The following is a 25,177-nucleotide window of genomic DNA, read 5'->3' as shown; positions in this document are numbered from 1 at the left end:
TATTAACGCAACCCATGCGCGAAATCAAACTTGTGATTGGACGGTGGCAAAGGGCCTGTTGCCTTAATTTTGCTAAAATTCGCCGGATTATGGCGACAGGTTTCCTGCTGCCCAAGACAGAATTAATAGTCAGAATTTCAGGGGGACGATCGTACATCAATAAAAAGCATGCGAGGCTGCCGAAAATCTAGCAAGCCACTGATATTGAACAGTAATAATATACTAAATACGCAGACGACACGGCCATTTTCCCTCTAAAATCCCTTCTGATTTACTCAAAGGCACTGCGTTCGGCGATCCCTGTACCGCCCACGCGCGGCACGTATTTGACCCGTTGCTGCCTTTAAGCTGCCACATCTCTCTGACGATGCTCATTTGTAAGGGTTTTCTTTGTTTGAGGGCCCTGGTTGAGTAAAGGAAACGACTATGACTGCCAATGTTCCCCTGCGCCCTCAGACCGATCTTGGCCGTCTTTTTCTGGCTGGTGGTCTGGGGGCGGCGATCCTTGTCGCCGTGCTTGGCGGGTGGGCCGCGACGACGCGGATCAGCGGTGCCGTTGCCGCACACGGCCAGATTGACGTCGCCGGAAAGCCGAAAACGGTACAAAGCCTGGACGGCGGGGTGATCGCGGATCTTGCGGTCGCGAACGGGGATGCGGTGCAGGCGGGGCAAATTCTGGCGCGGCTGGACCCGACGCTGCTGCAAATCAACCTTGATATGGCGCGCAGCCGTCTTGCTGCGGCGCTTGCCCTGCGTGCCCGGCTTGAGGCTGAAAGGGCAGGGGACGCGACACTGGCGTTTGAGTATGCCGATCTGTCAGGCACCATCCGCACGCTGAATCTTGACATGACCAAGGCCGAAGCAGGCCAGCGTGCAATCTTTGCCGCCCGTGCTGAAATGCGCCGTGGTGGACGCGCTCAAGCTGCTGGCAGCGTGGAGGATATCAAGACGCAGCAGCGCGGCGTCTCCGACCAGATCAACGCGATAGAACAGCAGTTAATCTACCTCGCGCTTGACCTTGAAAGCCTTAGGTCGCTGGAGGGCAAGGGGCTGGCCCGACGGCAGCAACTGTCCGACACCTAACGCGCCCACGCGGCCCTGCGGGGGGAACTTGCCGGGCGGCAGGCCGAACTGGCAGCACTTGGAAACCGGGCGCGCGAAATCACACGCGATTCGCTTCAGGAGGAACGGCGCTTTCAGGAACAGGTGGTAACCGATCTGCGTGATGTGACCCTCGAGATCGAAGAACTGGCGCTGTCTATTGTAACGCGACAGGCCCAGCTTGAGCGTACGGATATTCGCGCGCCGTCTGATGGGGTGGTCCACGAGTTGCAAGTGACGACCCTTGGTGGGGTCATCGCGCCGGGCGGCACCTTGCTGGACATCGTACCGCAGAACGCCGGGTATGAGTTCGAGGTGCGGGTGCCCCCCCAGTCCATCGACCGGGTGCGGCCAAACCAGCGCGCCCAAGTCGTATTCAGCGCGTTTGATCAGCAGACGACCCCGAAACTTGTCGGCCATGTGCGCGCGATTTCCCCCGAGGCGGTCGACGATCGCCAGTCGGGCCAGTCGTTCTACCGCGTCTCTCTTGAGGTGCCGCAAAAGGAACTGTCCCGTCTTCCCGAAACCGCGCATCTTTTGCCCGGTATGCCGGTTGAGGCATTCTTGGAAACCCAGGAACGCACGGTGCTAAGCTACTTGACGGAGCCCATCACCACACATCTGCGGCGTGGGTTTCGTGAATAGAGCAGGGTTCACCGGATTGAAGCGGTAAAATTAGGAAAAAATTTACCTAATTGGCATTTTAAGGGTTCATGAACATTCAGCCCCCTGTGCCCCTACGCATTTCCGTGGTGATCCCACATTTGAACCAGCCCGACCAGTTGCGCCGCTGTCTGGCCTCGCTGCGCGCCGGGCGCAGGCCTCCGGACGAGGTGATTGTCGTCGATAACGGGTCTGCACGGCTGCCGGAAAGCATCTGTGCCGCAAACGGATCAGCGATCTTGCTGCACCAGCCGCTTGCGGGTCCGGGGCTGGCGCGCAACCTTGGTGTTGCACGAGCGCGGGGCGATGTGCTGGCCTTTATCGACGCGGATTGCATCGCCGATCCCGATTGGCTGTGGGTGGCAGAACGCCAGATGCGGAATGACAAGGCGCAGATTATCGGCGGAAACGTTCGGATTGCCCCTGACAATCCCGCACGGCTGACCGCGCTTGAGGCATATGAAAGCGTTTTCGCCTACCGGATGGACCGTTACATCGCCCGCGAAGGTTTTACCGGAACCGGCAATATGGTGGTGCGCCGTGCTGTGTTTGACGCCGTTGGCGTATTCCGCGGGCTGCATGTGGCCGAGGATCGTGATTGGGGCCAACGGGCCAGTGGGCTTGGATATGTCATTAAATATGTGCCTGATCTGGTTGTATTTCATCCGGCGCGCAGGTCTTTTGCCGCGTTGCAGGCCAAATGGGATCGGCAACTGGCGCATGACCAGATCGCCCATCGCAGCAAATGGGGACGCGTGAAATGGGCGCTGAAAGCGGCAGCATTGATCCCGTCGCCCCTTGCCGAAGTGCCGCGCATTGCCAGCTCCGAACGGATCAACGGGCTGCGCAACCGCTTGCTGGCGTTTGGCGCGCTTTGCAGGATCCGGATGTACCGCGCGGTGCGTATGGCGCAGTTGCTGGCGGGGATGGACCCCGATCACCTTTTACAACGTTGGAATCCGTCGGATGCGCATTGATACCCCTGCATTGGAAATCCCCCTTGCGGTGCGTGAAGACTATCACGCGCTGGTCCGCACAGAGGTGCTGAAACTGGTGCCTGAAGGGGAAAATAACGTGCTCGATGTGGGGGGCGGTATCGGGGCAAGTTCAGCCTATCTGAAAAGCACCGGCAAAGCCGTGCGGGCGACGGTTGTAGATCTGGTCGGCACCGCGTGCCTGCCCCAGATTGACCGCGCCTTTGGCGGTGACCTTGAGGACCCATCCTTGCTGGAACAGGTTGCGCGCGATTGCGGGCCGTTCGATGTGATTTTGTGCCTTGATGTGCTTGAGCATCTTAGCGACCCTTGGACCGTGGTGGGCCGGCTGTCTGATATGCTGGTACCCGGAGGCGTGATCGTTGCCAGCATCCCCAATGTGCGTAACTACAGGCTGCTGGGGCCGCTCCTGTTCCAAGGGCGTTTTGAACTGGTGGAGCGGGGCATTCTTGACAGGACGCATCTGCGCTGGTTCGTGGGCGGAACGGCCAAGGCACTGATGTCACGTGGAAGTTTGCAAGTCGATGTGTTCCAAAAGTTCTTTGAGGGACCCAGGAAGACGTTGTTCAACACGCTCACGCTGGGTCTGTTCCACGACTTTCTGACGATCCAGTTCTATATCCGCTCGGTCAAGCAGGGATAGGGCGGTGACCCGCTCCATCGGGGTGATCCTGTCGGGCAATCTGGCAAGCGCCGCGCTGATGATGCTGCGCACCCTGCTGGTGTCGCGTCTGATCAGTCTCGAGGATTTCGGCATTGCCTCGACGTTTTTGCTGGCCTTGGCGATGATTGAGATGATATCGGCGCTTGGGTTTCAACAGCAGATGATCCAGACCGAAGATGGCAATGAGCCCACTTTTCAAGGCGCGCTTCAGGGGTTTTCGGTGCTGCGTGGCGCGGTCAATGCGCTGCTGCTGTTTGCGCTGGCGGGGCCGATGGCGTGGTTTTTTGACATCCCGCAGGCGTTGTGGGCGTTTCAACTGATTGCGCTGGTGCCCTTCGTGTCAGGTTTCACCCATTTCGACCTGCACCGCCTCAGCCGCCGCATGCAGTACGGACCCAGCGTCATGGTCGCCGTTCTGCCGCCAGTCGGATCGCTGATGGCGGTGGTCCCATTGTGTCATCTGTTCGGCGATTACCGCGTGCTGCTGTTTGCCATTCTGGTTCAAATGGGGCTGGGCGTGCTGGTGTCGCACCTGTTTGCGCGGCGGCGGTATCTGCTGCGTTTCGACGGGGCGGTGATCTTGCGCAGTCTGCGGTTTGGCTGGCCGATCATGATCAGCGGCGCGTTGATGTTTCTGGTGTTCAACGGGGAACGCGCCATCATCGGACGCACCTTGGGCCTTGAGGTGCTGGCGCTGTTTTCCATGGCGTTGTCGCTGACCCTGACGCCCGCTTTGGTGATTTCCCGCACAACGACCAGCTTTTTTCTGCCCCAGCTTTCGGCCTGGCGGGGCAGGGCCGGCTATGCGCCGCTCGCCACGGCGACCATGCAATGCCATATCTTATTGGGCTGTGTGATGGTTGTCGGGGTAGCGCTGACGGGAGGGCCATTCTTGCAATCGGTTTTGGGTGACAAATATGCCGCCGCTATTCCTTTGTTGACGTGGCTTGCGGCGCTTCAGGCATTTCGCGTCTTTGAAGGGGGGTGCGCGGTCGTCGCCCTTGCCGCTGCGCAGACCAGAAACGAGATGCTGGCGAATGTCGTGCGGGTGTCCTTGTTGCCGGTCGCGTGGCTGGTGGTGGCGCGCGGCGGCGATGTGATGACCGTGATCCGGATCGGCATGCTGGGCGAGGCAGCGGGCTTTATCATCGGGTTGATGCTTGTACTGACGCGTCAAGGCGTTGCGCTACGCCCCTTGCTGGCACCGCTTTGCGTGGCCGCTGTGCTGATCACCCTGGCATGTTTGACGGCGGGGCAGGGTACCGACTGGCAGGTCGGCGTAGCTCTGGTGGCACTGTTGGCAGCGGTGGGGTTCGCGATGCCGGATTTCCATATCTATCTGCGCAAAAGAACTGCCGTCGGGCATCTGGAGGAAGGATGAGCGCAAGGAAAATGCTGAACGCGCGCATCGTTCTGGGCGACGTCGCGCAGGGGCAGGACAACAACTTCAACCTGATCCGGTTTCTGGCGGCCATCGCGGTCCTGGTGTCCCATGCGTGGCCGATTACCGGCGGGGCCGGAACGATCGAGCCTTTGAAGGCTGGCATGGGCCATTCGCTTGGCAGTCTTGCGGTCTATATTTTCTTCGCGCTGTCGGGGTTTTTCATCGCCGGCAGTTACGAACGGTCGAAATCTGCACTGCGTTTCACCATGGCGCGCGCGGCACGGCTGTTTCCCGGCCTGGCAGTCTCCCTGATTTTTGTGGCATTCGTCATGGGACCGGTTGTCAGTGATCTGGGCGTGGCTGCCTATCTGATTTACCCTGAAACGGGCGCGTTCGTTCTGCGAAATCTTGGCTTGGTCAACCTGCAATACAGCCTGCCTGGCGTGTTCGACACATTTCCCTACCCAACCGTCGAAGGGTCCATCTGGACGCTGGTCTACGAAGTTCTCTGCTATGGCATGGTCTTTGCCGTGGGCGTCCTTGGCCTTTTGATACGCCGCCGCGCGATGTTTGCTGTCTTTGTGATCTATACGCTGGTCTGGTGCGCGCCACTTCTGGCAAAGGTCGAGCTTCATCCAAGCATCGCACATATGCGCAATCTGTCGCTTCCGTTCGTGGTGGGTGTCGCGTTCTGGGTCTGGCGCGACCGCGTCGTCTTGTCTTTGCCGATATGTGTGGGGATGATTGTCGCGGCGATTGTTGCGCATGAAACAGCGCTTGCCTATCCGACGTTGGTTTTGGCGCTAAGCTATGGCGCATTCTGGCTGGGACACGTGCCGCGTGGCATCGTGCGGCGGTTCAATCGGCTTGGGGATTATTCCTATGGCATCTATATTTACGCCTTCCCGCTGCAGGGGCTGGCGATCTGGTTGTGGGGGCCGATGGGGCCTGCGCTGAACATAGCGCAGGCCCTGCCGATGACGCTTATCTGCGCCGTTGCTTCATGGCACTGGGTCGAGAGGCCCGCACTTGTTCTCGCGCGGGCGGGATCGGGCAGGCGGCACCGGCTTAGCCGACAGTGGTGACCGCCCCGATATAGGATTGCCCCGCCGTGATCGCGTTGCCGAACAGATCGGTCGCATAGGCGGCCTGCCCCAACGGGACCTTGGGTACGGGAGAGCCGGGCAGGGGGGTGTAATTGCCGCCCCCGGTATCGGTCCCGCTATGGGACCGGTCATCTTGCCAAAGGGGATCAAACCCGGTGATTTCTCCTTCTGCGGGGATGTCCCCCAGCCAGGACAGCGCGCTGAATTCACTGGTGTTGTTGGCCCCCGCAAAGGTGGCATTATGCGACCAGCCCACCTTGAAACGGACTGACCAGTTGCCGGTATTCGCGGATTGGCTGGCAAAGACATCGCTTTTGACATTGAAGCGGTGAAAAAGATTAAAGCGCGCATGGGCGGTCTTTGCGACATTCACCGTATCGTCCAGATAAAGCATATTTGCGCGCTCTCCGATGACGGTATTGTGCTGCACCACGACATTCTGCGCGGGGTTGGTATCGCTGTCGGCGTTCAGGCGGATGGCTGCGTTCGTCGTCGCGCCCCAGCTTTCGACGATATTACCGACAAAGGCGATGCCGCGAGGACCGATCGGGGCACTGGCGCTGACGATCGGGTTTGACGTCGTCCCGTTGGAAAAGACGTTCCATCCCAGAAACACCCCCGCCATCGCCGGGCGGCTGCCCAAAGGATCACGCAGATTGAATTCGGGCAGGTCCGAACAGCCCGCCGCCTGATAAGTGATCGTGCCCGCGCAGCGTTCACAGCCAATGGCGGTGACCATGATGGCTTCGGTCGAAAAGAAGTTGCCCTGCTGCGGATCGCCCCCGGCCCCGATCGCACAATTAATCTGGATCATCCGGCCCACGCGATACACCCAGGCACCATAATAATTCGTCGCATTTGCGTCCCAAGTGCAGCCTTCAGTGACCAGTAGGCTGTCTGCCGAATTGGCACCACTGTCCAGAAACACGACGCTTGAGCCGGTTTTGCGCAAGGTGATATTGCGCAGCTTCAGCCATGCGGGAATGCCGTTGAACGTGCTGGTACCTGCATCGGTCAGCACAGTGGTGGATTGTCTCAGCGGGTCCGCAGCCTCGATGACCAAGGGGATGTCGACGGCACTGCCTTGCGTTTTGAAAGCACTGTGATTGTGCACGCCTTCAGTCAGCCGAACGATACCGCCGCCGCTGTCATCGCTGCGGCCATATGCGGCTGCATTGAACGCTCGTATCGCGGTGACGGCGGCGGCGATGGTGGCAAAGGGCGTTGTCGCAGCGGTCGGCGCGTCGGCTGAAACCGCGCCGGTCCCGTCGCTGCCCGTCGCAACATCGACATAGGCAAAGCCCGTGCCATATTCCCCGGTCCGGTCATTAAGCAGGCGCAGGGTTGTCAGGTTGGGTGACGGATAGCTGTCCGCGTCGACCGAGATGCTAAATGCCGCACCGACCCAAGGGTAGATCACAGCGTCCACCGTCAGGAGCGCCCCCTGGTCCAATGTTGAAAGGTCCATATCGGCGGCGAAATGCGGAACAGTCAGCCCCGAGGCTGCGTAGCTGATGCTGCTCATGGCTGACACGATCTGGGAAACTTCGTTCGTCCCATCGCTCAGGATGAACTTGACTGCGGCAACAGGACGACCACCGCGCGCATGGGCATGGGCAACTGCCAGACGCAGCGTATGGTTAGCGGATGTTGCGCGCTCGCGGTCGTGGTTCAGCCACATCGCGATCGGTTTGGGGTAAGGCACAGTGCTGGCGTTTGTCGTGCCCTCAATCGTGTCGCCGGCATAGACAAAGTCGGACAAGGCGATCTGATTGGCGGACAAGCTGGCTTGGTCCGGATAGGGCAGGCGGATGCGCGTGGTCAGCGCCAGCGTATCCGTGACGGTGATAGGGGTGCCGCCCGCGTCAAAGCCCTGGCGGGTTACGATCACGGGGTCGGATGTGGCCGGATCAAATGCGTTTGGCGCTGGATGGGTCGCCTGCCAGCCATCGTCTGCCACATAGGAGACCGGCGAAGTAGGCACGACCGGCGGCGTATTTTGCACCCCTTTCGCAATCTGCCCCAGTTCAATCCCTACGCCGATCATCATTTGCATTGCCCGACCCTTTTCGTTCCAAATCTCTTGTGGATCAGCATATAGCACTGCACTGCGCACGTTGCGTTCAGGCATGATTCACCGTGAGCCTGGTTAATTTTCACGAAATATTAAGGCTGCGCCGGTTTGGTGGCGGGGTGACATCAACCCTGAATTCTGACCCCTCTCAGTCATCCAAGGGCCGTATATCTTGAGCCTTGCCGAACCAAGCACCTTTGCCAAGATACACAGGCACAGTCCTGTGCTGCTCAAGCCGCGCCTGCCTTTGGCGCTGCCGGTGCTGGTCTATCTCGTGGCTGTCATTTTGCCCGTTGGGTTCCAGCTTGGGCCGCTTTATCTGACGGCGACGCGTCTGCTGCTGATCGCGATGATTGTGCCGCTTGGCGTTAACTTGATCCGTGGAAAATATGGCAGGCTGCTGGCGACCGATGTGTTCTTTGTGCTGCATTTCTGCTGGATCATCGCTGCCTTGGTAGTCAACAATCCGGCGCAGGTGATCCAGAACGCTGGTGCCACCGGGGTGGAATTTTTAGGTGGCTATTTGCTGGGTCGCGCGTATATCCGCGACAGGCAAAGCTTTGTCGCGTTGATCCAGACACTTACTGCCCTTGTGATCCTTTGCTTTCCCCTCGCTTTGGTCGAGGCGTGGACCGGCAAGGCCTTGCTTCTTGATCTATTCGAAAAATTGCCTGGGGTTGCGACCCCGATTGATCTGGCGATTGACCGGCGTCTGGGGCTGGAGCGGGTACAGATGTCGTTTGAGCATCCGATCCATTGGGGCTTGTTATGTTCGCTGGCCACAGCCCTTTGCTTTGTCGGGCTGAAAGACCGCTACGGTTTGCGCCTGCGGGCCGTCATCACGGCGTTGATTTGCCTTAGCGGACTACTGGCCCTGTCAAGCGGTGCAATTCTGGCGATTGCCCTGCAATTGGGGCTGATCAGCTGGGCCGCGCTCTTTCAGGCGAATACGAAACGATGGGTGATCCTCTTGGCGCTGTTTGCTGTCGGCTATGGTGTCGTCGACATGATTTCCAACCGCGCCCCGCTGCAAGTGTTCATGAGCTATGCGACATTTTCCGCCCATAGCGCATACTGGCGGTCGACCATTTTTGAATGGGGCATGGTCAATGTCTGGGCCAATCCGGTTTTCGGTCTGGGCCTGCGTGATTGGGTGCGACCGGTCTGGATGCATACGCCCAGCGTGGATAATTTCTGGCTGCTGATCACAATGCGTTACGGCATTCCAGGGTTTGCGTTTCTCGCTGTCGGCTATCTGTTGGCGCTTTGGCGGATCGGGCGGCGGTCGTTGGACGGGGATGCAGGTCTGTGGCACCTGCGCCGGGCATGGATGTTCTGCTTTCTAGGGCTGACCTTCACGCTCACGACGGTGCATATCTGGGGGGCTGTATATGCGCTGGTCTTCTTCTTTTTTGGGGCCGGCATGTGGCTGGTCACGGCAGAGGCCGCGCAAGAGATGACTGTCAGACGTAGCGCTGGTCCATGGACCCGCAGTGACGTGCCGCCTCCTGTTTTCTCAAGGTTTCTCGATTGCGACGCAACCCTCAAAACCCGAGGGTGTCAGGTGCCGGCATACGCGCGTCACCTTCAGCAGATCCATCCGGAACCTCGCCAGCCCCGTAGTTGAATTCAATGCCTTTGCCCCATTCCAGCCCCTCGGTTGCAGGGATTACAGAAGGTTGCAAATCGACCTGACGGGACAAAAACTCCAACTGAAGCGGATCAAGGGGGGGCAATTCCGGCCCTGCGGCCAAGTCAAACGCGACGATTGCACCGTCAAAATTTCCCCTCTGCCCCCACGGATTGCCAAAGATCAAATCCCATCCTTCGGACACAGGCAATGTGCCCGGAAACCGCGCAATTGCAGTTTGAACGCCGTCAATATTCAGGTCAAGAATACCATCCTTCAGCGTGACCGATACATCGTGGGGCAGATCGTCATTTACCCATACCCCGCGCGAGGTCACAACTGCACTATTCCCCGCCTGATCATATAGCTGAAACCGGATGGCCCCGCCGATGGTCACTACGGCCTGAAACACCATGTGCGCGCGAAACAGATCGCCCGCGCCTGTGCCTTGGACGCTGAAGTTCAACGCCATCGCATCACTGCCGCGCAACCCCTCAAGTGCGGCACGGTCTACCGTTGCGACCGCGTTGTGTCCTGTCAGGACCAAGCCATCGTCTTGCACCGCATCCATCACGTCCAAACCATGCGATCGCCCGAAGCCATGCGCAAAAAAATCGCCCTCGTCACCGCTGTCAAACGAAAGCAGCTTGCCACCCCGTATCTCAACGATGGTTTGCGCGACGTAGGTTAAACCACTGGGGTGCATGACGCTTAGGGTGACCTCATGCGAACCGGCCTGGGCAAAAGGACGAATGGCGCGCAGGCCTTGTGCCGTGGTGCCGTCTGAAAAATGCCACGTGTAAATCGCATCACCGACCCCGGCATCGTGCAACATCTGCGCGGTCAGACTGGCATCGAAAACCTTTGTATTCAGGCTCTCCCCTTGCCCGACCTGAAACAGCGGGCCGATTTCACCAAATGCAAACCCCGAATTCATTTCTGTCGTCCCCCTATCCACCAGTGTACCGGCGAGGGGAATAAAGTGATGCCCGTTCGACCCTCTGTCCATCGAGGAGCTTGCAAACAGATCGTCGTAATGACCGGGCATCGTGGGGACCAGGTTCTGGATCATCGTGTTGTCCTGCACCTGCCAATCGGTCTGCCCGTTTTCCCCGTTGATCTGGTTGGTCAAGTTACCCTTGATCGAAACGTTTCTGGACGCTGATGCGACAGTGATCGCAGGCACCCAAAGCGCGGTTTTATTCTGCCCCTCATTCTGCGGATCGGGAACGGCGATCAAACTGTTGCGCCCTACGGTCAGCCCATCGGTTTCACCCACCGTGATGCCATGCAAGTGTCCGTTATAAATGCTGTTCTCTTCTATCGTGACATTTCGATAATACATCGCATCGGTCGCATCTTGGGAATCCACGGCTTCGTTGCGCATGAATATCGACTGGGTAAAGGACCCTTGGCCCATGTCCAGCCGGTTGTGCCTGATCAAAATCTCGGCACTGGGACTGTCCGTGCCGTTGGTCCAGAACTGTATCATGTCCCGATGGTCCTGCGATCCATAAGCGGCGCTGAAATCATGCAGGTGATTTTCTTCGATCAGAACGCCGGTCACTTCGGCAAAGTTCAACCCGTCACTGCGGACATGATGAATGTCATTGGCCCGAACGATGACCCCGTGCGACTGGCTGAAAATCGCGCCGCGCCCCCAATGATGGAAATCATTTGCTTCGATGGTAACCTGCCGGCTGTCGCGCACAGAAAGCCCGTAGCCGTGGCCGAAACCGTCGTCCGATGCGACACCTTCCAGCACCCGATCGCCGGAAAAGACGGAATTTCTGATTTCGATACCGCGACTGTCGTTGATCTCGAACGGGCGGATGTGATCCGGTTGACCGGCCTGATATGCATAGTCGAACCTTACACTGTCCAAGGTGATATTTTGCCCGCCATGGATATCCATCCAGTCAAAAATCGCGGGATCGTCGGGGTTGGCCGAGGTGAGGGTCAAAGGCGGATCGAAGCGGTTGGGAAACCCGGTCTTACCGTTCATCGTCAAGGCACCGTAGTGTCCAGGCACCAGCAAGATAGTCTCGCCTCCACGCACCTGGTTTAGGGTGTCATAAAGGTCGTCGCGGCTTGTCACCGATATGGTTACGCCCATGGGTCATTCCCGTCTTCGCAGTATTGATATCGCTGCGGTCGGTCTGACCTGTGACTGTTCGGTTCTCTGGGCCGAAACCGGGCAGGTGTGTGGTTCTTACCTATAAATTGAAGGATTTTGACGCTTTCGGTCCCTGCCAAGCCAGTGCCGCACGCAAATGCCTTCCGGGAATATGCAAAACTTTAGGTACAAACCCTGTGATTATCCCGAGAGAGGTGACGATTGGAAAGAATTCGACGCTACCCTGATGCAAATTCAGTATGCAGTTTCGTACTGGTGATGCCCATAAACGGAGCCGCGTCAGCATGGCCGATCATGTCCTGTCTAATACATACCTTGATGCGCTGAAGGATCAGCGGACAGGCTTTGCCATGGTTTTCATCCTGAGCGGGCTGGTCAATGTCCTGATGTTGACCGGATCAGTTTACATGTTGCAGGTCTATGACCGCGTGCTTTCCAGTGGCTCGATGGTGACCTTGGCTGGCCTTTTTACAATCGTCGTTATTCTCTATCTCTTTTTGGGTCTGTTTGATTTTCTGCGGCAGCGGCTTTTGTCGCGTATCGCGATCCGCCTTGATGTAGCCCTTGGCAAGCCCAGCTATAAATCCTGGGTTCAGTCCGGCCTGCCCCCGCAGTCAGCCAGCCCGGAACCGCTACGGCAGCTCAGCATGTTACGACAGTTTTTATCCGGCCCGACAGCTGTCAGTCTGTTCGACCTGCCCTTTGTCCCGATATTTCTCGCGGCGCTTTTTCTGGTTCATCCGTGGCTTGGCATGATGGTGTTGGCGGGCGCGTGCGTGGCGGGGATCGCCGCAATTTTGGGGCGGGTTTTGACACGCAAATGGCAAGAACAGGCCGCCATCCAGAACAACACATTGCAGGAATTCTCCCGGCATAGCCGCCAAAGTGCCGAGGTGCTGACCGCGATGCACATGCATGACAACTTGGGGAACCATTGGAAAACCATGCACGAAACACGGCTGGCGTTGCATCAGAACGCGAGCAACCCATCCGAGGTGATATCCGCTTTCAGCAAGACATTCCGCCTTTTGCTCCAGTCGGCAATTCTGTCCGTTGGTGCGGTACTGGTCATGCAAAACCAGATTTCAGCGGGCATGATCATCGCGTCTTCTGTCCTGTCCAGCCGTGCGCTTGCGCCGATCGATCAGGTGATCGGTCAGTGGCGTGCCATCGGCACCGCTGTGGCTGCCAATAGAATTTTGCGCGATTTCTTCGCCCAGATCGGTGCCGATCCTCAGTTGGTGGAATTTCCCGAACCAACGGGTCGCATTGCGGTCAAATCCTTGTCCAAGTTTTCACCGCAACGCGGGACCCAGATGCGCAAAGCACTGCTGCAATCAATTTCATTCGACTTGGCCCCCGGCGATGGTCTGGGTGTCATCGGAAAATCTGCGGCGGGCAAGTCGATGTTGGCGCGGGTCTTGGTCGGGGCGTGGCAACCCGATCAAGGCGAGGTTCAGCTTGACGGGGCTTCCCTGACCAAATGGCAAGATGGTATTCTAGGCCGCGCCATCGGGTATCTGCCCCAACGCATTGATCTTTTGCCCGGCAGCATCAGTCAGAATATCGCGCGGTTCGACCCTGCTGCATCCGACGCGGACGTGATTGCAGCAGCACAGCTGGCGGGCGTCCATGACCTGATAAACGCTTTGCCAGATGGCTACGCCAGCCAGGTCGGTGGCGCGTCCGGTACGCCGTTGTCAGGGGGGCAGGTGCAACGCATTGGTTTGGCGCGTGCCGTGTTGTTTTGCCCCAAACTGTTGGTCCTCGACGAACCGAACGCCCATCTTGACGGTGACGGCGATGATGCACTGGATGCCGCCATTATGAAACTTCGCACGGCGGGGTCGACAGTTATCGTCATGGCCCATCGACCCAGTGCGATTTCGGCAATGAACAAGATCATGATCCTGGAAAACGGGCGCATGGTCCGGTTTGATACAAAAGAGGCCGTATTGGGTGGCGCGAACGTGGCCCCCATGGTCAGGACTACCGGACCGACCCCGATCAAGCCGAACGGCGCACGGCCGCCCCTCCATCCGCCACACGCGAGAGGAGGCGTCGGTACCCTTTGAGACATCTTTGCGCGGTCAAAAAAATCGCGCCAATTGATACATCCCCTCCAGGCGATACGGTCACAAGTTGCCAAGCTGCCCGGCCAATGCGACTGTCCGCCCACAAAACAGGGAGGACGTCATGACCCAAGGGCTTGAACAAAATCAAATCGCTATTCTGGGCGCGGGCCTGATCGGGGCGTGTTGGGCTGCGTTATTTGCACATCATGGCGCGGTTGTCCGCGTTTGGGATCCAACGCCAGAGGCATTGGTGAAGCTTCCCGATCGGATGGCAGGTCCTCTGGCACAACTCCTTGATATCGCGCCAGATGCCGGTCCATTGGGCAACGTGACAGTCTCGGATGATCTGGAAACTGTCGTCGCGGGGGCCGATCTGGTGCAGGAAAATGCACCCGAAAATCTGGCTCTCAAACATGATCTGTATCGACAAGTCGAACCACTGATGCGCGCCGACGCGATTCTTGCCTCCTCAACCTCTGCCCTTACCTGGTCCGAATTGGCACCGGGCCTGGCGAACCCCGCCTGCATGATCACAGCGCATCCGTTCAACCCGCCGCATCTGGTGCCGCTGGTTGAAACCTACGGGCAAGACATGGACCGGCTTGACCGGGCAGAGGCGATTTACCGCGCTGCGGGCCGTGTCCCGGTGCGGATGAACAAGGACGCGACGGGTCACATTGCCAACCGCCTGTCCTCTGCACTTTGGCGCGAGGCGGTGCACATGGTGGCCGAAGGCATCGCCGATGTGGCCGCGGTCGACGCAGCCCTTGTAAACGGTCCCGGCCTGCGCTGGTCAGCGATCGGTGCACACATGGCCTATCATCTGGGCGGCGGCGAAGGGGGGATGGCGGGTTATCTGGCGCATCTTGGGCCAAGCCAGGAACGCCGGTGGGCGTCATTGGGGTCACCCAGCCTTACTGCCGAGGTGCGCGAGGCCCTTGTGGAAGGCGTCGCAGCAGAGGCGGCCGGCCGTGATATCCCAACCCTCGAACGGGAACGTGACGCCGCCTTGATCGCTGCGATCAAGGCGCGCCGCTGAACTTCATTGACCGGCGAAGGCGACCTTGCCGTCAGCTGACTTCGTGTTCGCTGACAGTTTCTGCAAACTTCTTGAAGAATTTTGCCGCCAGTTTCTTGGCTGTGCTCTGGATCAATCTGCTGCCCAACTGGGCAAGTTTGCCGCCGATGTCTGCAGAAGCGTTGTAGCGCAACAAGGTCCCTTCCGGATGCTCCTCAAGCTCTACTTCGGCCCCGCCTTTCGCAAAGCCCGCAGCGCCGCCGTTGCCTGTGCCAGTCAGCGAAAACCGCTCCGGTGGGGCGTCCGGGCTTAACGTGACGTCGCCGCTGAATCTGGCTTTCACCGGGCCGATCTTGAGCACGACCTTGGCTTCCAGCTCCGTATCGGAATGTTTGATCAACTCTTCGCAGCCGGGAATGCATTCCCTCAGGATTTCAGGGTCATTCAGCGCTGCATAGACGACGGCGCGGGGTGCATTGATGATGATCTCGTCTTTAAGTTCCATTGGTCATTCCTATTCTCAACAGCAAGGGTATTTGATCGTGGCCAAAAGCTCGGCCTGCGCTTTGGTCATCGGGGGAAAGATGCGATTGCGGAGGGTCCGCATGAGTGTCGTGATGCGGGTCATTGGTGTGAACCTTGTGTCGCGGTTGTCCGGTTTTCACCCTCGTGTGCGGCCCTGTGCGTCAGGTTCGCGCGCCGAAGTTGGGTGATTTCAGCCAGGATCGACATTGCGATTTCATCGGGGGTAATCGCGTTGATATCCAGACCGGCGGGGGCCTTCACCTGTGCGAGGGGGCGTTCAAGCTCAGGGTTTTCCGCAATCAGCTTGGCCGCGATGGTGTCGAACTTTTTGATGCTCCCGACAAAGCTCAGATAGCGACAATCGCCACTGACGGCGGCGCGCAATGCGTCTTTGTCCCCTTGGCCCTGGGTCGCAACCACGACATAATCACGGGTCTCAAAATCAAATCCCCGCAGGGCATCCGCGTCGGTTTCAACGTCTTCTGCAGCGTGGACCGACACCTTGAAATCGAAGCGTGCACCCAGTTCCGCGAGGGCTAACGCCACCAGCCCCGTGCCACATATCACCAGTTCGGGCAGCGGCAGGACCGGTTCAACAAACACGTCCATCGTTCCTTGTGACGGGCAGCCGTTGCGCGAGAAACGCACACCGTCGCGGATGTCTCCTGCGACCACGCCTTCGGTCTCCAGCAATTCCTGAGGCCGCAGCGAGATGAATTGAGGTTCGCCTGTCCTGATCGCCTCACGCGCGGCCTTGCCAACCGCGCCGCGCGCACAGCCGCCGCCGACCCACCCCATCAGGATTTTACCCTCAAGATCCAACAGCGCCTTGCCCCCGGGCTTTGCCGAGGTCGCATTTACTGTCCGCACCACGGTGGCCATGGCAAAGGGCACACCCTTGGCCTTGAGCGCTTTCATTTCGGCCTCGAGCCGGGAGTGTTCAGAGTGCGACAGCGTCATAACCGCGCCAGCGTGTGTTCGAGGGCCGCCAGATCGTTCAGCGTTGTCGCGGCGGCAAAGGCATCAAGATGTGGCAAGGCAGCAGCCATGCCCCTGGCAACAGGTTCGTAGCCTTTCCAGCCTTTCAGCGGGTTGAGCCAGATGATCTTGCAGTCGCGCCGCTTCAGCTTGGCCAAGGCGGTTCCCAGCACCTCGGGGCTTTCGCTGTCATAGCCATCCGAAAGGATGATCACGACGCTGCGACCATCCACGAAATGACGCGCATAGCTGTCGGCAAATTGCTGAAGATTTGCGCCGATTTTGGACCCGCCGCCAAAGCCATCAGCCAACAGTGTAATCCGGTTCAACGCCCGCAGCGGATCATCGTCGCGCAGGGCATTTGTAATCCGCACCAACCGGGTATGAAACAAATACGCGTCGCTGGCACTATCTGCGCGCATCAGGCCCGCAAGGAAGGCAAGGAACGGTCGCGCATAGTCCATCATCGACCCGGAGACATCGCACAGAGTGACAATTTTCAAAGGCCGGTCGGGGCGCGTCCGTCTGGCAAGGCGCAAGGGTTCGCCCCCCGACGCGAGGCTTTGGCGCATGGTCCGGCGCAGGTCAATTGACGCGCCCCTTTTCGCGGCCTTGCGTCTGCGTGATCTGCGGTCTTTCAGCGCCTTTCCCAGCCGGATCGCGACCAGTTCCGCCGCGCGGATATCTTCTGCGGATACCAGTTCGCGCAGGTCTTTCTTCATCAGATTGGTGACTTTGGACGCGACCAGTTTGCCTGTCCCTTCTGAATGGCTTTCACTGCCTTCCGCCCCGTCCTCCGGCGCGTGGACAGCTCCTGTGTCCTGCGTGGCTTGAGTAGTATCCGTACGCGAACTTTTGGTGTTTTCGATCGGTTTGACGTGGTCCGTCGGCACGACCTTTTGACATACCCGCCCCTCGGCCATCCAGAAGGCATCAAACAGCAGATCAAATTGCGCAATGTCTTCAACAGACCCCGCGCAGACGGATTTGAGCGCCAGTCGCGCGTCGGATGGCACGATAGGGTTCACGCAGGACAGCGCCTGCAAGGCGGTTTCGGTTTCGGCCACACCAAGACGGAAGCCATGTTCACGCAGATGCGCCATGAAGCCCGATACCCGTGCTGCCGGACCGGGGTCGGCTGCTGCAAAACGCGTCACCTTGCTCATGCTGCTTTCCCTGCGATGCGCGCCGCGACTTCGATCGGGACGGCGGCCCGGTCTGACTGCGTTTTCAGCAGGGTCGCAAGGCACGCCAGAAGAACATCCGGATCAGCGGTAAGATCCTTGATCCCCAACCCGGCAAGGGCGGCTGCAAAATCAAGCATCTCGGCGACGCCCGGTACCTTCTCCAGCTCTTCTTCGCGCAGTTTCTGGACAAACCCGACAATTTGCCGGGCCAGATGCGCTTCTGTGGTCGGGGATCGGGACGCCAGAATTGCCAGCTCTGTCTGGCGATCAGGGTAATCGACATGCGCATAGATGCAGCGCCTGCGCAGCGCGTCTGACAGGTCGCGTGTGCCATTGGCCGTAAGGATTACCAAGGGGCGCGTCTTTGCGGTGATTGTGCCCAGTTCGGGAATGGTGATCTGGAATTCCGACAGAACCTCAAGCAGATAGGCCTCGAATTCCTCGTCCCCGCGATCGATTTCGTCGATCAGCAGAACGGGGGGCGTCTCTTGGCGGATGGCTTTCAGCAGCGGGCGCTCAAGCAGGTAGTCTTCGGAGAATATCCGGGCTTCGACAGCTGCACCCGTTTCACCTGCTTCGGAGGCCGCGCGGATCGACAGCAGTTGCCGCTGGTAATTCCATTCGTAAATGGCTTGCGACGCATCCAGACCTTCGTAGCATTGCAGCCGGATCAACTGCGTCTCTTTCACGGTCGCAAGGGCGCGCGCGATTTCGGTTTTTCCCACGCCGGCCGCGCCCTCCAAAAGAAGGGGCCGGCCAAGGGTGATCGCGATGTGCAATGCAGTCGCCAGATCATCGGATGCGATATATCCGGTGCCAGCCAGCGCTGCCTGAAGGGTTTTCCAAGATGTCATGGTAATGTGCGGGGCATGCAGGAATGCCCCGCCCTTTCTTCAGTCGTGCATGCCAAGATCGTTTGCCGTCTTCCAGATACGCCAATGATCATGGGGCATATTTGTGTGACGGTTGCCAAACGGACGGAACGCTTCCTGCACCGCGTTCGAGAAACACGGCACGCCCCCCACATGCGGGCTTTCACCGACGCCCTTGGCCCCGATCGGATGATGCGGTGACGGGGTGACGGTAAAATCGGTCTCGTAATTCGGCACCTCCCATGCGGTCGGCAGGAAAAAGTCCATCAGCGTGCCGGTCTTGCAATTCCCCATGTCGTCATAGGCAATCTCCTGGCCCAACGCGACAGCTAGGGCTTCGGTCAGTCCACCGTGAACCTGACCTTCGATCACCATCGGGTTGATCCGCGTGCCGCAATCGTCCAGTGCGCAAAAGCGGTTGATGGTCGGCACACCGGTGTCCACGTCGATATCCATGACGCAGACATAGGCCCCAAAGGGATAGGTCATGTTGGGCGGATCGTAATAGCTGACCGCTTCAAGCCCCGGCTCGAGGCCGGGAATGGCCTGATTATAGGCAGCATAGGCAATTTCGCTCATGGTCTTGAAACGCTCGGGCGCGCCTTTGACCACGAAACGGTCCACGTCGAATTCGACATCGTCATCGTGCACTTCCAGAAGATAGGCCGCGATCATTTGCGCCTTGGCACGGATCTTGCGCCCCACCATCGCCGCAGCGGCGCCCGCCACCGGCGTAGACCGCGACCCGTAGGTGCCCAGCCCGTAAGGGGCCGTATCTGTATCGCCTTCCTCGATGGTGATGCTGTCGGCTGAAATGCCGATCTCGGAGGCGAGGATTTGCGCGAATGTTGTCGCATGCCCCTGACCTTGGCTGATCGTCCCCAGCCGTGCCACCGCAGACCCCGTGGGGTGTATGCGGATTTCACAACTGTCGAACATGCCCATGCCAAGGATATCGCAGTTCTTGACCGGTCCGGCCCCCACGATCTCGGTGAAAAAGCTAAGGCCGATCCCCATGATGCTGCGGGTTTCGCCTGCCTTGAACGCGGCGACCCGTTCGGCTTGCTCCTTGCGCAACCCTTCGTAATCGACCGCCTTCAGCGCCTTGTCCCAAGCGGTGTGATAGTCGCCGCTGTCGTACTCCCAGCCAAGCGCCGAGTTGTAGGGAAATTGCTCTTTCTTGATAAAGTTGATCCGCCGCAGTTCTGCCGCATCCATGTTCATCTCGATCGCCAGAACCTCGATCATCCGTTCGATAAAGTACACCGCCTCGGTCACGCGGAACGAACAGCGATAGGACACGCCACCGGGCGCCTTGTTGGTATAGACCCCGTCAACGCCCAGATAGGCGATCGGGATGTCATAGGAACCGGTACAGATGTTCATGAAGCCCGCGGGAAATTTCGTCGGGTCCGCGCAGGCGTCAAAGGCACCGTGATCGGCGGTCACATGGCAATGCAGCCCGGTGATCTTGCCTTCTTTGGTGGCCGAGATTTTACCCTTCATCCAGTAGTCCCGCGCAAAGGCGGTGGACATCAGGTTTTCCATCCGGTCCTCGACCCATTTCACGGGCACGCCGGTGACGATGGACGCAACGATTGAACAGACATAGCCGGGGTAGACGCCAACCTTGTTGCCGAAACCGCCCCCGATATCGGGGGACACCACGCGGATGTTATGTTCTTCGATCCCTGACAGCAGCGACGCAACAGTCCGCACCACATGCGGTGCCTGGAATGTGCCCCAAAGCGTCAGCTTGCCGTTGACCTTGTCCATGCTTGCCACAGCCCCGCAAGGTTCAAGCGGGCAGGGGTGGGTGCGGTGATAATACATGGATTCTTCGGCCACGATATCAGCGTCATCTATGACGGCGTTCGTGCCGTCCTCGTCGCCCACTTCCCAGGTAAAGATATGGTTGTGATGCTTGCGAGGGCCGTGCGCACCGGGTGCCTTGGGGTCCAGATCCTCGCGCAATACAACGTCTGACTGCATCGATTTGAACGGGTCCACGATGACCGGCAGTTCTTCGTAATCCACCTCGACCAGTTCAACCGCATCAGAGGCGATATAGCGGTCCTTGGCGACGACAAAGGCGACTTCCTGACCTTGAAACAGAACCTTGCCGTCAGCCAGTACCATCTGCTTGTCGCCCGCCAGCGTCGGCATCCAGTGCAGCCCAAGCGGTTCAAGATCTTTGGCGGTCAGGACCGCGATAACGCCGTCCAAGGCCATCGCGGCATCGGTGTTGATCGACTTGATGCGGGCATGGGCGTAGGGCGAGCGGACGAAATCGCCGGTCAACATGCCGGGCAGGTTGATATCGTCGACGTAGTTGCCTTTGCCTTGGGTGAAACGTGCGTCTTCGACCCGTTTGCGTGAACAGCCCAGCCCCTTGAGGTTCGTTACGCGTTCCTCGCGTGTGACTTCGTCCTTCATTGTGCCGCCTCCTTGGCTGCATTCAGTTCAGCAGCAGCCGACAAAATGGATTTCACGATATTCTGGTAGCCGGTGCAGCGGCAGATGTTGCCCGCGATCCCAAACCGGACCTCTTCTTCGGTAGGGTTCGGATTTGCCTGCAGCAACCGGTGGGCGCGCGTGATCATGCCCGGCGTGCAATAGCCGCACTGCAAGCCATGATGTTCTTTGAAACTCTCCTGCAAGACATGCAGGCTATCCGGGCTGCCAAGCCCTTCGATCGTCGTGATCTCGGCACCTTGCGCTTGCGCTGCGAACATGGTGCAGGATTTCACGGACTTCCCGTCAATCTCGACGGTGCAGGCCCCGCAATGGGACGTCTCGCAGCCGACATGCGGGCCTGTCATGCCCATTTTTTCACGCAGGACATAGATCAGCAGTTCGCGCGGTTCGGCCAGGACTTCTTTCTTCTCGCCGTTCACCGTCATCGTAATCATTTGTTTTGTCATGATGTTCTCTCTTATGCCCCTGACCAAGCGCGCGTGATCGCGCGTGAAATGATGATCCCGGCGACATGCATCTTGAATGCCACGGGTCCACGATTGTCTTCGGTCGGGTCGATATCTTCGAGCGCGGCTGCAACGGCGGCTTTCACGGCGTCTGCGTCACAGGATGTGCCGACCAATGCGGCGGCGGCAGCTTCTGACAGGACCGGGATATCGCTCAGGTTCGTCATCGCGATGGCCGCGGTTGCAACCTTGTCGCCATCCTTGGTGATCAGCGCGGCACAGGCGGCGGTGGCATAGTCCCCGATCTTGCGCTTTTGCTTTTCGTAGGCATAGCCTGCGCCGGTGGCGGAAAACGTGATCTGCGTCAGAATTTCCTCGTCGTCCCGTTCGGTCATGTAGGCGGATTCATAGAAATCGCGCGCTGCGACAGACCGCGTTCCGTCCGCACCGACAAGGGTAAAGCGTGCATCAAGACATTGCATCAAACCGGGCATGTCATTTCCGGGGTCTCCATTCGCCACGTTGCCGCCGATTGTGCCCATGTAACGGACCTGCGGATCTGCGATCTGAAGCGCCGCTTCTCGGATGATCGGGCAGGCCGCAAACAGCGCCTCGTCGGCGATCAGTTCGTGCTGCGTTGTCATCGCGCCAAGGGTTACCGTGTCGCCGTCAATCGTGATCCCCTTGAGGTCTGCGATATCCTGCAAGTCGATCAGATGCGGGACATCGGCCATGCGCAACTTCATCATCGGGATCAGGCTGTGCCCCCCTGCAAGCACGCGCGCCTCGTCTCCATGTTCGGCCAACACGGATAACGCGCCTGCGATATCCGAGGGTCGATGGTATTCAAATGCTGCTGGTATCATACGTTGTCCTCCCTGACGCCGGTACTTGGCGGTATTGAAAAGGACAGGTCGCAAATGGTGCTATGACTAAGGTTTCAGGCGCGATGCCCGGTGCACGAAATGCGAATTATGCGCACGAGGTGCGTATGCATCCGCAGCAATCTGCTGGTCCTGTTTCGCGGGTTCGTCAGACGCCGAGGCGTTCACGCACCTGTTTCAGGTAGGACCGGCTGACGGTGACGTGATCAAGATGCGGTGCCTGCTCAAAGAAGCACACCCCGTTGTCTTTCTTGCGCTGAAAGCTGGTGACGTGGTTGGTGTTGACCAGATAACTGCGGTGGACTTTCACAAACCGGGTGTCGGCAAGCTTGGCTTCCATCGTGGAAATGGACCAGGGGCAGAACAACCGACCCGACGGGTGATAAAGATAGGTATACCGCCCCTCGGCCTGAACCGCGGCGACATCTTCACTTTGCACGAAATGGGCCTGCCCGTCGCTTTCATAGGGTATTCTGATGATCTGCGGCTGGGACAGGGCAGGGGCGCTGGCACCAGGGTCTTCTGCAACAGGTTGGCGCATCCGGGTATCATCCTGCGGTTTGCCCAACCCGGCTGCAAAGGTCACCCCGACAAGCAGAAAGGCCCCGGAAATCACGAAGGACGACAGGGTTACGCCGAAGGCCAGCACTTCGTTGCTCATCCACAAGCCGGTTGACTGGGCACCGTCGATCTTGACGAAATGCGTACTTGCCATCGCGATGAAGTGAACGGCGACGACGCTGATCCCGAACACCAACGTGCCGGTCAGGATATTGCGGCTTTCGCGGTGGCCGTAGCTGATCCAGAACGACACAACGCAAAGCAGGACAGACGCGACAATCGCTACACCGACGCCAAAGGCCGAATAATAGACGGGCTTTACCTCCTGAATGCCCGACATGCCGATATAGTGCATCGCCAGAATACCGGCCCCCACACAGATACCGGCCAAGGTGATCCGCACCCCGGTCCGTGCGCCGAAATGCACCAGAAGCAGCGCGATGCCGGTCAGCAGGATGGCCACCAATGCCGAGATCATCGTGACCAACGCGTCGTAGTGGAATGCGACAGGCAAGGTCATTCCAAGCATGGCGACGAAATGCATCGACCAGATGCCGCTTCCCAATGCGATGGCGGACATGGACACGACCAGCTTGCGGCGCGCCACCCCCATCGCCGATGCGCCTTGCGTCAGGGACAGGCCCGTGAATCCCGACATCACCGCGATCGCCAGCGCTGCGACAATGAGGTAGATATTGTGACCGTGTTCCAACATGCCCCTTTTTAGCGCGGCGGCAGACGTTTGCAATTATATCATACGTCAGATGACCAGACCTGCGCCACGCGACCAGATCATCCTATCATTGATGATCGGGCAAATTTGCGCCGCCCCTCTTGATACATCTCAATCCGGTGATCCCCATGGGACGCATAGTTAACGGCGACACCCATTGCGCACACGCCGGAGACCGGAATGGCCGACCTTGAGACAAAACCGAAAGAGCACAAGACGACCTACATCAACATTCCCGAAGCTGTCGGCGTGTTTGACACGTTCGAAGCCCAGCAGGCCGCATTCTATGATCTGCGCGCAGTCGGGTTTCACCATTCGGACATCAGTCTTTTGGGAAGCCAGGAAGCGTTGCAGGAAAAGCTTGGGCGGGCGTATTGGCGCGCCACCGAGCTTGAGGATGACCCGAAGGCCCCACGTGCGAATTTTGTCTCGGAGGAGGCCATCGGAGAGCTTGAAGGGGCCATTGCCGGCGGTTTCTTTTTCGTGGGGTCCGCGATTGCCATGACGGCGCTGCTGACGCCAGCAAGCACCCTGGCCGCGTCGATCGCCGCCATCGCCATCGGAGGAAGCCCCGCCGCCGTCATCGGGACCCTGCTTGCCAGACGGGCCGGGCAGCATCACAGGGAATATTACGAAAACCAGATCCGGCACGGCGGCATTCTGATGTGGGTCCGCACCCGTGACAAGGAACGGGAAGACCTTGCGGTCAAGATCATGAAAGCACACTCGGGACACGACGTACATGTCCACGCCTGGAGCGAATGATGCGTGGCACCGTCGAAGCTTGGGCCGAAAGGACTTCGCGAAAGGGAACGCAGGCACGGCGTTTTCAGGCCGCGATGACAGCCCAAATCTGACCATCATAGCACAGACTGGCAATCAACCACTTCAAGAGAGAGCAAGGGCACACCAAATGGACCGCCAATATCCCGCAACCCCGCACAGACCCGTCGTTGTCGCCATCCAGCACTGGCGACGGCGATTGTCGGGAACCGGCGTCTTGATGATCGTGCTTGGCATCCTTGCCATCATCATGCCGGTCGTCAGTTCCTATGCGGTGGATTTTCTGATCGGGGCTGTGCTGACGTTCGGCGGCCTTCTTGCCGTGCTCATGGCATTGTCCTTTCAGGGAACGCGGGTCTTTGTCTGGATGCTGGTGGCGGGGATGTTCCCGCTGTGCGCCGGACTGTATCTTTTGTTTTTTCCGTCAGCAGGGCTGGTGACGCTGACGTTCCTGATTGCGGCGATCCTGTTGCTGACCGGTCTTTCCCAAAGCGCGTTCGCTTTCGACATGCGCGGGACTAAGGGGGCGGGCTGGGTTTTGGTGTCGGGTCTGATCAGCGTCGGGTTGGCCGCTTTGATCTTTGCGATTCTACCCGAGGCATCGACTGTCTTGCTGGGTATTCTATTGGGAATTGACCTGTTATCTTCCGGCATAGCCCTTGTCCTGCTGGCCGCTGTCATGCCGCGCTGAAAGGCGATGTTTTCACCCTGGACGCAGCCCGGCGGACCCGTGGCCAAATTGATACCTATTGCTAGATATCCTTCGGTATTCCTTTACTTTTTTGCACCAAAGCAGTCTTCTTTAAAGATCGGGAGACCCAGATGACGTGGACGTCTTACATTAGAACTGCAATACGAGCCTTTTTGGCAGGAACCTGAGACG

General features: G+C 58.8%; 21 protein-coding genes. 11 read left to right on the top strand and 10 right to left on the bottom strand.

The window, feature by feature from the left end; genetic code table 11:
- The first annotated feature begins 426 nt into the window (after window positions 1-426).
- From RGAI101_RS22520 to RGAI101_RS19930, 6 genes are all read left to right on the top strand, one after another.
- Entirely contained in the window at window positions 427-1,083 is a 657-nt protein-coding gene (locus tag RGAI101_RS22520; protein ID WP_008230101.1) for a biotin/lipoyl-binding protein, read from the top strand.
- Between the two features lie 15 nt (window positions 1,084-1,098).
- The gene (locus tag RGAI101_RS22515) at window positions 1,099-1,746 is read left to right on the top strand and encodes an HlyD family efflux transporter periplasmic adaptor subunit (protein ID WP_302621191.1); all 648 of its coding nucleotides are present in this window, start codon (window positions 1,099-1,101) and stop codon (window positions 1,744-1,746) included.
- A 68-nt stretch (window positions 1,747-1,814) separates the two neighbouring features.
- The gene (locus RGAI101_RS19945) at window positions 1,815-2,741 is read left to right on the top strand and encodes a glycosyltransferase family 2 protein (protein WP_037230361.1); all 927 of its coding nucleotides are present in this window, start codon (window positions 1,815-1,817) and stop codon (window positions 2,739-2,741) included.
- Entirely contained in the window at window positions 2,731-3,402 is a 672-nt protein-coding gene (locus RGAI101_RS19940; protein ID WP_008229932.1) for a class I SAM-dependent methyltransferase, read from the top strand. Before RGAI101_RS19945 ends, RGAI101_RS19940 begins: the two co-directional genes overlap by 11 nt.
- 4 nt (window positions 3,403-3,406) lie before the next feature.
- Complete coding sequence (locus tag RGAI101_RS19935) at window positions 3,407-4,804, top strand: oligosaccharide flippase family protein (RefSeq protein WP_008229967.1); 1,398 nt, start codon at window positions 3,407-3,409, stop codon at window positions 4,802-4,804.
- Window positions 4,801-5,892, top strand: coding sequence for an acyltransferase family protein (locus tag RGAI101_RS19930; RefSeq protein WP_254655322.1), 1,092 nt, complete (start codon window positions 4,801-4,803; stop codon window positions 5,890-5,892). The genes RGAI101_RS19935 and RGAI101_RS19930 overlap by 4 nt, the downstream gene beginning before the upstream one ends.
- On the opposite strand, the gene RGAI101_RS19925 is transcribed toward RGAI101_RS19930, so the two are convergent.
- Window positions 5,876-7,969: a hypothetical protein gene (locus RGAI101_RS19925; protein WP_037230357.1), complete on the bottom strand. Its 2,094-nt coding sequence runs from the start codon at window positions 7,967-7,969 to the stop codon at window positions 5,876-5,878. The two genes, RGAI101_RS19930 and RGAI101_RS19925, sit on opposite strands and share 17 nt — an antisense overlap.
- Window positions 7,970-8,159: 190 nt before the next feature.
- Between RGAI101_RS19925 and RGAI101_RS19920 the strand changes: the two genes are divergently transcribed.
- Window positions 8,160-9,614: an O-antigen ligase family protein gene (locus RGAI101_RS19920; protein ID WP_198133748.1), complete on the top strand. Its 1,455-nt coding sequence runs from the start codon at window positions 8,160-8,162 to the stop codon at window positions 9,612-9,614.
- Here RGAI101_RS19920 and RGAI101_RS19915 read toward each other — a convergent pair.
- Window positions 9,532-11,733: a right-handed parallel beta-helix repeat-containing protein gene (locus RGAI101_RS19915; protein WP_008229968.1), complete on the bottom strand. Its 2,202-nt coding sequence runs from the start codon at window positions 11,731-11,733 to the stop codon at window positions 9,532-9,534. The two genes, RGAI101_RS19920 and RGAI101_RS19915, sit on opposite strands and share 83 nt — an antisense overlap.
- Before the next feature lie 260 nt (window positions 11,734-11,993).
- On the opposite strand from RGAI101_RS19915, the gene RGAI101_RS19910 reads away from it, so the two are divergent.
- On the top strand, window positions 11,994-13,829 hold the full coding sequence (locus tag RGAI101_RS19910; RefSeq protein ID WP_157044763.1) for a type I secretion system permease/ATPase: 1,836 nt from the start codon (window positions 11,994-11,996) through the stop codon (window positions 13,827-13,829).
- Window positions 13,830-13,950: 121 nt separating this feature from the next.
- Window positions 13,951-14,868, top strand: coding sequence for a 3-hydroxyacyl-CoA dehydrogenase NAD-binding domain-containing protein (locus RGAI101_RS19905; RefSeq protein WP_008229907.1), 918 nt, complete (start codon window positions 13,951-13,953; stop codon window positions 14,866-14,868).
- 31 nt (window positions 14,869-14,899) lie between these two features.
- Here RGAI101_RS19905 and RGAI101_RS19900 read toward each other — a convergent pair whose 3' ends face one another.
- The 8 genes from RGAI101_RS19900 to RGAI101_RS19865 all read right to left on the bottom strand — a co-directional run bounded on the left by RGAI101_RS19900 (window position 14,900) and on the right by RGAI101_RS19865 (window position 23,493).
- On the bottom strand, window positions 14,900-15,352 hold the full coding sequence (locus tag RGAI101_RS19900) for a CoxG family protein (protein WP_008229989.1): 453 nt from the start codon (window positions 15,350-15,352) through the stop codon (window positions 14,900-14,902).
- 119 nt (window positions 15,353-15,471) lie between these two features.
- The gene (locus tag RGAI101_RS19895; protein WP_008229982.1) at window positions 15,472-16,332 is read right to left on the bottom strand and encodes an XdhC family protein; all 861 of its coding nucleotides are present in this window, start codon (window positions 16,330-16,332) and stop codon (window positions 15,472-15,474) included.
- A complete protein-coding gene (locus RGAI101_RS19890; RefSeq protein WP_008230011.1) occupies window positions 16,329-17,516 on the bottom strand; it encodes a vWA domain-containing protein in 1,188 nt (395 codons plus the stop codon). Before RGAI101_RS19890 ends, RGAI101_RS19895 begins: the two co-directional genes overlap by 4 nt.
- A complete protein-coding gene (locus tag RGAI101_RS19885; RefSeq protein ID WP_008229894.1) occupies window positions 17,513-18,391 on the bottom strand; it encodes an AAA family ATPase in 879 nt (292 codons plus the stop codon). Before RGAI101_RS19885 ends, RGAI101_RS19890 begins: the two co-directional genes overlap by 4 nt.
- 39 nt (window positions 18,392-18,430) lie before the next feature.
- On the bottom strand, window positions 18,431-20,845 hold the full coding sequence (locus RGAI101_RS19880) for an aerobic carbon-monoxide dehydrogenase large subunit (RefSeq protein WP_008229887.1): 2,415 nt from the start codon (window positions 20,843-20,845) through the stop codon (window positions 18,431-18,433).
- Window positions 20,842-21,333, bottom strand: coding sequence for a (2Fe-2S)-binding protein (locus tag RGAI101_RS19875; protein ID WP_037230354.1), 492 nt, complete (start codon window positions 21,331-21,333; stop codon window positions 20,842-20,844). The genes RGAI101_RS19880 and RGAI101_RS19875 overlap by 4 nt, the downstream gene beginning before the upstream one ends.
- A gap of 11 nt (window positions 21,334-21,344) precedes the next feature.
- Window positions 21,345-22,199: an FAD binding domain-containing protein gene (locus RGAI101_RS19870; protein ID WP_008229976.1), complete on the bottom strand. Its 855-nt coding sequence runs from the start codon at window positions 22,197-22,199 to the stop codon at window positions 21,345-21,347.
- A 166-nt stretch (window positions 22,200-22,365) separates the two neighbouring features.
- Window positions 22,366-23,493 carry an MHYT domain-containing protein gene (locus RGAI101_RS19865; protein ID WP_008230045.1) on the bottom strand — a complete coding sequence of 376 codons (1,128 nt, stop codon included), beginning with the start codon at window positions 23,491-23,493 and terminating at the stop codon, window positions 22,366-22,368.
- 198 nt (window positions 23,494-23,691) lie between these two features.
- Between RGAI101_RS19865 and RGAI101_RS19860 the strand changes: the two genes are divergently transcribed.
- Window positions 23,692-24,276, top strand: a complete 585-nt coding sequence (locus RGAI101_RS19860) for a hypothetical protein (RefSeq protein ID WP_008229958.1) — start codon at window positions 23,692-23,694, stop codon at window positions 24,274-24,276.
- 148 nt (window positions 24,277-24,424) lie between these two features.
- Window positions 24,425-24,985 (top strand): HdeD family acid-resistance protein, encoded by a 561-nt coding sequence (locus RGAI101_RS19855; RefSeq protein WP_008230148.1) that lies wholly within the window; start codon window positions 24,425-24,427, stop codon window positions 24,983-24,985.
- Window positions 24,986-25,177: the final 192 nt, after the last annotated feature.

It is taken from the genome of Roseobacter sp. GAI101 (assembly GCF_000156335.1).
Lineage (GTDB): Bacteria > Pseudomonadota > Alphaproteobacteria > Rhodobacterales > Rhodobacteraceae > Sulfitobacter.
Note: the sequence above shows the minus strand (reverse complement) of the source record. Positions and strands in the feature narration are given on the sequence as shown.

Bases quoted from the DNA above. Each gene is read 5' to 3' on its own strand.
- RGAI101_RS19900 (WP_008229989.1), bottom strand. From the start codon at position 15,352: ATGGAACTTAAAGACGAGATCATCATCAATGCACCCCGCGCCGTCGTC.
- RGAI101_RS19870 (WP_008229976.1), bottom strand. From the start codon at position 22,199: ATGATACCAGCAGCATTTGAATACCATCGACCCTCGGATATCGCAGGC.
- RGAI101_RS19930 (WP_254655322.1), top strand. From the start codon at position 4,801: ATGAGCGCAAGGAAAATGCTGAACGCGCGCATCGTTCTGGGCGACGTC.
- RGAI101_RS19875 (WP_037230354.1), bottom strand. From the start codon at position 21,333: ATGACAAAACAAATGATTACGATGACGGTGAACGGCGAGAAGAAAGAA.
- RGAI101_RS19890 (WP_008230011.1), bottom strand. From the start codon at position 17,516: ATGAGCAAGGTGACGCGTTTTGCAGCAGCCGACCCCGGTCCGGCAGCA.
- RGAI101_RS19860 (WP_008229958.1), top strand. From the start codon at position 23,692: ATGGCCGACCTTGAGACAAAACCGAAAGAGCACAAGACGACCTACATC.
- RGAI101_RS19915 (WP_008229968.1), bottom strand. From the start codon at position 11,733: ATGGGCGTAACCATATCGGTGACAAGCCGCGACGACCTTTATGACACC.
- RGAI101_RS19855 (WP_008230148.1), top strand. From the start codon at position 24,425: ATGGACCGCCAATATCCCGCAACCCCGCACAGACCCGTCGTTGTCGCC.
- RGAI101_RS19925 (WP_037230357.1), bottom strand. From the start codon at position 7,969: ATGCAAATGATGATCGGCGTAGGGATTGAACTGGGGCAGATTGCGAAA.
- RGAI101_RS19885 (WP_008229894.1), bottom strand. From the start codon at position 18,391: ATGACATCTTGGAAAACCCTTCAGGCAGCGCTGGCTGGCACCGGATAT.
- RGAI101_RS19865 (WP_008230045.1), bottom strand. From the start codon at position 23,493: ATGTTGGAACACGGTCACAATATCTACCTCATTGTCGCAGCGCTGGCG.
- RGAI101_RS22520 (WP_008230101.1), top strand. From the start codon at position 427: ATGACTGCCAATGTTCCCCTGCGCCCTCAGACCGATCTTGGCCGTCTT.
- RGAI101_RS19940 (WP_008229932.1), top strand. From the start codon at position 2,731: ATGCGCATTGATACCCCTGCATTGGAAATCCCCCTTGCGGTGCGTGAA.
- RGAI101_RS19905 (WP_008229907.1), top strand. From the start codon at position 13,951: ATGACCCAAGGGCTTGAACAAAATCAAATCGCTATTCTGGGCGCGGGC.
- RGAI101_RS19910 (WP_157044763.1), top strand. From the start codon at position 11,994: ATGCAGTTTCGTACTGGTGATGCCCATAAACGGAGCCGCGTCAGCATG.
- RGAI101_RS19880 (WP_008229887.1), bottom strand. From the start codon at position 20,845: ATGAAGGACGAAGTCACACGCGAGGAACGCGTAACGAACCTCAAGGGG.
- RGAI101_RS19945 (WP_037230361.1), top strand. From the start codon at position 1,815: ATGAACATTCAGCCCCCTGTGCCCCTACGCATTTCCGTGGTGATCCCA.
- RGAI101_RS19895 (WP_008229982.1), bottom strand. From the start codon at position 16,332: ATGACGCTGTCGCACTCTGAACACTCCCGGCTCGAGGCCGAAATGAAA.